Source organism: Roseateles sp. P5_E11, from assembly GCF_054049355.1.
Genome location: NZ_JBFUMO010000269.1, coordinates 1 through 7,622, shown reverse-complemented (window position 1 = coordinate 7,622; position 7,622 = coordinate 1). Strand labels below are relative to the sequence as shown.

Here is a 7,622-nt window from a genome sequence, read left to right as displayed (position 1 = left end):
CCTCGCTGGGCGTTGGAGAAACCCTTATCACTCGCCCAGCGCATCTTTCGCTGAGCAAATGACCGCCCCCCAAACACACACGGAGACATCATGCGTCGCACCACTTTTATCGCACTGAGCGCTTTGTTGACGCTCGCACCCTGCGCACCGCTGCTGGCACAGGGCAAGGGCACCGTTGGCATCTCGATGCCGACCAAGGGCTCACAGCGCTGGATCGCCGACGGCGACAACATGGTCAAGAGCTTCAAGGCGCTCGGCTACCAGGTCGACCTGCAATATGCCGATGACGAGATCCCCAACCAACTCGCCCAGCTCGAGAACATGGTCACCAAGGGCGTCAAGGCCCTGGTCATCGCCTCCATCGACGGGTCCACGCTGTCCGGCGTGCTGCAGAAGGCCGCCGAGAAGGGCGTCAAGGTCGTCGCCTATGACCGCCTGATCCGCGGATCCAAGAACGTCGACTACTACACCACCTTCGACAACTTCCAGGTCGGCGTGCTGCAGGCCGAGTCCATCGTCAACCGGCTCGGCCTGAAGCAGGGCAAGGGGCCCTTCAACCTGGAGGTGTTCGCGGGCTCGCCCGACGACAACAATTCGGGCTTCTTCTACGACGGCGCCATGAGCGTGCTCAAGCCCTACCTGGACAGCGGCAAGCTCGTCGTGCGCAGCAAGCAGCTGGGTGCGATGAAGGTCGGCATCCTGCGCTGGGACACCGCCACCGCCCAGGCGCGCATGGACAACCTGATGTCGGCCTTCTACGGCAAGGAGAAGCTGCATGCCGTCCTGTCCCCCGCGGACATCCTGTCGATCGGCATCATTTCTTCCTTGAAAGGCGTCGGCTACGGCAGCGCGAGCCAGCCCATGCCGGTCATCACCGGGCAGGACGCCGACTTGCCGTCGGTCAAGGCCATCCTGAGGGGTGACCAGGCTTCCACCGTCTTCAAGGACACCCGCCAGCTGGCCAAGGTCACGGCCGACCTCGTCGATGCGGTGCTCAGCGGCCGCGCGCCGCAGGTGAACGACACCAAGACCTACAACAACGGCACCAAGGTCGTGCCGTCCTATCTGCTCAAGCCTGTTGCAGTCGACGCCACGAACTGGAAGCCCGTGCTCGTGGACAGCGGCTACTACAAGGAAAGCCAGCTGAAATGAACCTGCCCCTCGCCCAACCTCGCGTCGCTGAACGCGAGCAAGTCTGGTCGGTCTTGCAGACCGCGCTGYGGCATGAGCCGCAGCCCTTCGGCAGGCACAAGCCGCCCACCGGGCACCTTGCGTCCGGCCTCAGCCCCCGCGGGGACGGCGATGCTTGCGGCGTCGAGCCGCAAGAACATCGCCAGTGCGGGCCGGCTAGGGAGCGGCCCGGCGCTCGTCCCGCTGTGTACTCAACGGGCAACTGAAATGGAAACCGCAGGCAATCAGCCGAGCGCGCTGCTGGAGATGCGCGGAATCGGCAAGAAGTTCCATGGCGTGGTCGCCCTGAAGCATGTCGACCTGGCCGTCCAGCATGGCCAGATTCACGCCGTGGTTGGCGAGAACGGCGCCGGCAAGTCCACGCTGATGAAGATCCTCTCGGGTGTCTACCCGCACCCGGACTACGAAGGCGAGATCCGGTTCGGCGGCCAGCCGCAGCGCTTCTCCGGCATACGCCAGAGCGAAGCGCTCGGCATCGTCATCATCCACCAGGAGTTGGCGCTGATTCCGCAGCTCTCCATCGCCGAGAACCTCTTCCTCGGGCACGAGCGCGCCCGGCGCGGCGTGATCGACTGGACGCGCACGCACGAGCAGGCCGTCGAGCTGCTCCGCCAGGTCGGGCTTCAGGAGTCACCGAATACGCTGGTGGGGGACATCGGCGTCGGCAAGCAGCAGCTCGTGGAGATTGCCAAAGCGCTCGCGAAGGACGTGAAGCTGCTGATCCTTGACGAGCCCACAGCCAGCCTCAACGAGGATGACAGCGCCGCGCTGCTCGAATTGCTGAAACGGCTGCGCGGCCGCGGCGTCAGCTGTGTGCTGATCTCCCACAAGCTCAAMGAGATCGCCGAAGTGGCCGACGCCGTCACGGTGCTCCGCGATGGCTCGACCATCACCACGATGGACTGCAGGGAGGCGCCGCCAGCGGAGGCGGCCATTGTTCGCGCCATGGTCGGGCGGGACATGCAGGACCGCTATCCCAAGCGGCAGTCCAACCCAGGTGAAGTCCTGTTCGAGCTGCGCGACTGGTGGGTCGAGCACCCGCTTCACGTGGGCCGCGAAGCCATCAAGGGCGTCAATCTGAATGTTCGCCGCGGCGAGATCGTCGGCATCGCCGGCCTGATGGGCGCGGGCCGGACCGAGCTCGCGATGAGCGTGTTCGGCCGCTCCTGGGGGCGCCGCATCCGCGGCTCCGCCTGGATGGACGGGCAGCAGGTCGACGTCTCGACCGTCCGGCGGGCCATCAAGTCAGGGCTGGCCTATGTCACCGAGGACCGCAAGGCCCTGGGGCTGGTGCTGCAGGAAAGCATTGCCCGCAACACCAGCCTGTGCCGGCTGGAAGGCGTCTCTCGCTTCGGCGTCATCGACGAGGCGCAGGAGAGCACGGTGGCAAATGACTTCCGGCAGCGGCTGGCCACCCGCTGCGCCAACGTCCAGCAGGCCGTCGGCGACCTGTCCGGCGGCAACCAGCAGAAGGTGGTGCTGGCCAAGTGGCTGTTCACCGACCCCCAGTTGCTCATCCTCGACGAACCCACCCGCGGCATCGACGTCGGCGCCAAGTTCGAGATCTACAGCCTGATTGCGAGCCTGGCCGCCCAGGGTCGGGCAATCCTGATGATTTCGTCGGAGCTGCCCGAGCTGCTGGGCCTGTGCGACCGCCTTTACATGATGAACGAGGGCGAACTGGTGGCTGAAATGCCGGCTGCCGGCGCCACCCAGGAAACCGTCATGCACGCCCTCTTGGGCACCCATTGAAACCCATCCTCATGTCTTCCTCTTCCCTGCGCAATTTCCTGGCATCGCACCTGCGCGACTACGGCATGCTGCTGTCGCTGGTCTGCATCATGGGGTTCTTCCAGGTGCTCACCGACGGCACGCTGCTGCAGCCGTTGAACCTGACCAACCTGTTCCTCCAGAACAGCTACATCGTGGTCATGGCCCTCGGGATGCTGCTCGTGATCGTCGCGGGCCACATCGACCTGTCGGTCGGTTCCATCTGCGGCTTCATCGGCGCCCTGGCAGCCATTCTGATGGTCGAGCAGGGTTGGCCCGTGCTGCCGGCCGCAGCCGTGTGCCTGGTCGCCGGCGCCAATGTGACGATCAACAACCTGCTGCCGGGTGCCTTCGATACCGACCGACTGAAGAAGGGCTTCGCCGCCGGCGCCGCCAAGGCGGGCGTCGGCGCGGATGAACTGGCGGCCAGGCGCCGCGCGGCCATTCCGGCGCAGCGCTTCGGCACTGCCGCCGAGTTCGGCGCCATCTGCGCCATGCTGTGCAGCGCCCAAGCCGCCTACCTGACGGGCCAGAACATCTTGCTCGACGGCGGCGGCTACCCGGGGACATTCTGATGAGGTGGCTCAAGCGCATCCTCCTTGCCCTGCTGGCCCTCGTGCTGCTGCTCGCTCTGGCGCTGTGGCTGACCCTGCGTGGCAGCCTGGCCCAGCTCGACGGTGAACGTGCCATCGCCGCCCTGAGTGCGCCGGCCGAGTTGCAGCGCGACGCGCGCGGCTACCTGACCATCACTGCCGAGAACCGCCTGGACGTGGCCCGGGCCCTGGGCTTCGCACACGCTCAGGAGCGCTTCTTCCAGATGGACCTGATGCGCCGCAACGCGGCTGGCGAGCTGTCCGCGCTGGTGGGCGCGAAGGCGCTGCCGCTGGACAAGTCGCGCCGCCTGCATCGCTTCCGCCACCGTGCTGAAGCCGGCATCGCGGCCTTGGCCGCAGATGAGCGCGCGCTGCTGGACGCCTATGTGAGCGGCGTCAACGCTGGCCTGGCCGGCCTCGGCGCACGCCCGCCCGAATACCTGCTGCTGCGCCAGCAACCCCAGCCCTGGGTCGCGGCCGACACCGTCCTCGTCGCCTATGGCATGTACCTCGACCTGCAGGGCGCCCAGGGCCGCGACGACGTCGCCACGGGCCTGCTGCGCGAGGCCGTGCCGGACGACTGGTATGCCTTCCTGACCCAGCACAGCGCCGACTGGCAGGCCGCCATGGACGACAGCCGCGTGACTGCCGTGCCCCTGCCAGCGGGGCCGCTGCCGGCCGCATTGCGCGCTGCCAAGACGGCCTGCAGCGACTGCAGCCTGCGTGACGCCCGTGACATCGGCAGCAATAACTTCGCCGTCGCGGCCGCGCATGGCGCGGGCGGGCGGGCCATCCTGGCCGACGACATGCACCTGGGCCTGCGCTCGCCCGGCACCTGGTTCAAGGCGCGCATGAAGTGGAAGGACGCGACCGGCAGCCATGACGTGGCCGGGGTGACCCTGCCCGGCGCGCCGCTGTTGGTCGTCGGCAGCAACGGCCACGTGGCCTGGGGTTTCACGAACACGACCTCCGATTGGGCGGATGTCGTGGCGCTCAAGCTCAATGGCGCTGGCACGCATTACCTGGCCGGCGGCGCCGAGAAGCCGCTGCAACGTGCCGTCGAGCGCATCGAGATCGCCGGCGAAGCCGCGGTCGACCATGTCGTGCTGGAAAGCGAATGGGGCCCCGTCATGCCTCAAAAGGCAGCGAGCGGGCAGGCCTACGCGCTGCGCTGGGTGGCCCATGACCKCCAGGGCATGAATCTGCGCCTGATGCATATGGAGACGGCCAGCAATGTCGACGAGGCCGTGCAAGTGGCCGCGGGCGCCGGCATGCCCGCCCAGAACCTGCTGGTGGCCGACGCCGGCGGGCGCATCGCCTGGACCGTCATCGGTGCGATGCCCAAGCGTGTCGGTGGTGAAGACATCGACCGCCCGCAGGACTGGAGCGACGGCCGGTCGCGCTGGCAGGGCTATCTCGGCGCGGCCGAGCAGCCGCGCATCGTCGACCCGGCTGACGGGCGGCTGTGGACGGCCAATTCGCGCATGGTCGGTGGCGAGGCGATGAAGCTGCTCGGCAACGGTGGCTGGGATCTCGGCGCCCGCGCCCGGCAGATCCGCGATGGCCTGCGCGCCCAGGACAAGTTCGACGAGGCCGGCCTGCACGCCATCCAGCTCGACCACCGCGCGCTCTTCCATCAGCGCTGGCGCAAGCTGCTGCTGGAACAGGTGCTGACGCCCGACTTCGTGGCCAACAACGGCCTGGCGGACTATCGCGCCGAGGTCGAGAAGGGCGCCGATGCGGCCCGACCCGACGCGGTCGGTTATCTGCTGGTGCGTTCCTTCCGGCTGCAGGCGCTGAAAAACATCTTCGACCCGCTGGCTGGCCTGCTGGAAGCGCAAGGCGCGAAGCTGTCCGACCTGAAACTGGTGCCCGAGACGCCCGGCTGGGCGCTGATCCAGGCGGCGCGGCCTGACACCCTGCCAGGCAGCTTCAAGACCTGGCCCGAGCTCCTGCAGCGCGCCGCGCTCGACAGCCGCAAGGAGCTGCTGAGCAAATACGGCAGCCTCGCCGCAGCCACCTGGGGTGCCGACAACCCCACCAGCGTGCGCCACCCGCTGAGCGTCGCCGTGCCGGCGCTCTCCAACTGGCTGGACCAGGCCTCCCAGGGCATGGCCGGCGACAGCCACATGCCACGCGTGCACAACCACGGCCATGGCCAGAGCGAGCGCATGGTGGTGTCGCCCGGCCACGAGGAGAGCGGCATCCTCGTCATCCCGGGCGGTCAGAGCGGCCACCCGATGTCGCCTTTCTACCGTGGCGACCATGCCGCCTGGCTGGCCGGCGAGGCCCTGCCTTTCCTGCCCGGCGAGACCGTGCACCGGCTCGTGCTGCGCCCCTGATCCAGGCGACCCTATTCCCGCGGAATGGGGACGCCAGCCGAACCGCCCGCTGGGCACAATCCCTGTCACCCGATAACGAAGCGAGGATCACGATGAACAACAAGACGCTCAGCAGGGCCGTGCTGGCTTCTCTGGCTTTTGCCGCGATGGCCGCGCAGGCCCAGGAGGCGGGCTCCAATGTCGAGAAGTGCCCCAAGAAGCTCGGCGTGCTGGCCGTGGCCGAGCCCCAGCACGGCTGGAACCACCTGTCGCACTACGGCCTGGGCTCGCCCGCATCGCTGCTGCGCATGATGGTGCAGCAGTCGGGCTGCTTTGACGTCGTCGAGCGCGGCGTGGCCATGCAGAACCTGCAGCAGGAGCGCAACCTCGCCGCCGCCGGCGAGATGCGCCAGGAATCCAATGTGGGCAAGGGTCAGATGCAGGCGGCCGACTTCGTCATGACGCCCAATGTGCTGGTGGCTGCCAGCAACACCGGCGGTGTCGGCGGCGCCATTGGTGGCCTGCTGGGCAACCGGYTGGGTGGCATTGGCGCCATCGCCGGCGGGTTGAAATTCAAGGAGGCCAGCACCAGCCTGCTGATCGCCGACGTGCGCTCCAGCATCCAAGTCGCTGCCGCTGAAGGCAAGGCCACCAAGACCGACTTCTCCATCGGCGGCTGGGGCTACGGCGGCGGCGCGCTGGGCGCCGCGGGCGGCTACACCAGCACGCCCGAAGGCAAGCTCATCGCTGCCAGCCTGCTCGACAACTACAACAAGATCGTGCTGGGCATCCGCGACCAGCAGAGCCTGATCCGCACCGGCAGCGCCGCCGGCGACGCGAATGCGGGCGCCTCCACGCAGGCTGGCGCGCCCGTTCCCGCGGGCCAGATGCTCGTGGCCAAGATCTCCAACGTGAAGGCCTACGCCGCCCCGTCGCGCGACAGCAAGGTCGTTGCCACGCTGAACCGCAGCGATGAACTCGTTGCCACCGGCGAGGTCAAGGACGGCTTCGTCAAGGTCGACGCCGCCAACTTCAGCGGTTGGGTGCAGCGCACCCTCGTGTCGCCGAGCGGTCGTTGATGAGGGTTGCTCTCGTCACTGGGGCTGGCTCCGGCATCGGCCGGGCCGTGGCCCGCGCACTGGCGGCTGAAGGCTGGACGCTGGCGCTGATGGGCCGCCGCGAGGCAGCTCTGCGCGAGACGCTGCCGGATGCGCTGGCCCTGCAGACCGATGTCTGTGTCGAGGCCCAGGTCGACGCGGCCTTCGCGACGCTGCGCGAGCGCTTCGGCCGGCTGGACCTGCTGTTCAACAACGCCGGCATCTCCGCGCCGGCCGTGCCCATCGATGAGCTGACGGTGGCGCAATGGCGCGCAGTCGTCGACACCAACCTGACCGGCAGCTTCCTCTGCGCCCGCGCAGCCTTCGCGCTGATGAAGGCGCAATCGCCGCGCGGCGGCCGCATCATCAACAACGGTTCCATCTCGGCCCACGCGCCGCGGCCGTTCTCGGCACCCTACACCTCCACCAAACACGCCATCACCGGCCTGACCAAGTCCCTGAGCCTGGACGGCCGCGCCTTCGACATTGCGGCGGGCCAGATCGACATCGGCAATGCCGCGACCGAGATGACCGAGAAGATGACGCGTGGCGTGCCCCAGGCCAACGGCACCATGGCGGTGGAGCCGCGCATGGACGTCGAGGACGTGGCCCGCGCCGTCGTCTACATGGCCGGCCTGCCGCTGTCGGCC

The 7,622-nt window shown here is 68.0% G+C and carries 5 protein-coding genes and 2 pseudogenes; all 7 read left to right on the top strand.

Features of this window, described 5'->3' with window-relative positions; all coding sequences use genetic code 11:
- The first annotated feature begins 90 nt into the window (after positions 1–90).
- Positions 91–1,152: a multiple monosaccharide ABC transporter substrate-binding protein gene (gene chvE, locus ACXJKR_RS18720; protein WP_457324091.1), complete on the top strand. Its 1,062-nt coding sequence runs from the start codon at positions 91–93 to the stop codon at positions 1,150–1,152.
- A gap of 246 nt (positions 1,153–1,398) precedes the next feature.
- The gene (gene mmsA, locus ACXJKR_RS18715) at positions 1,399–2,943 is read left to right on the top strand and encodes a multiple monosaccharide ABC transporter ATP-binding protein (protein WP_457324090.1); all 1,545 of its coding nucleotides are present in this window, start codon (positions 1,399–1,401) and stop codon (positions 2,941–2,943) included.
- 11 nt (positions 2,944–2,954) lie between these two features.
- Positions 2,955–3,275, top strand: a pseudogene (locus tag ACXJKR_RS18710) (sugar ABC transporter permease); the annotation flags it as partial.
- Positions 3,267–3,536: pseudogene (locus tag ACXJKR_RS18705) on the top strand (SDR family oxidoreductase); the annotation flags it as partial. The pseudogenes ACXJKR_RS18710 and ACXJKR_RS18705, both read left to right, overlap by 9 nt.
- Complete coding sequence (locus tag ACXJKR_RS18700) at positions 3,536–5,896, top strand: penicillin acylase family protein (protein ID WP_457324089.1); 2,361 nt, start codon at positions 3,536–3,538, stop codon at positions 5,894–5,896. The pseudogene ACXJKR_RS18705 and the gene ACXJKR_RS18700, both read left to right, overlap by 1 nt.
- Positions 5,897–5,988: 92 nt before the next feature.
- Positions 5,989–6,954: a CsgG/HfaB family protein gene (locus ACXJKR_RS18695; RefSeq protein WP_457324088.1), complete on the top strand. Its 966-nt coding sequence runs from the start codon at positions 5,989–5,991 to the stop codon at positions 6,952–6,954.
- On the top strand, positions 6,954–7,622 hold a 669-nt coding region (locus tag ACXJKR_RS18690; protein ID WP_457324087.1), incomplete at its 3' end, for an SDR family oxidoreductase. The genes ACXJKR_RS18695 and ACXJKR_RS18690, both read left to right, overlap by 1 nt.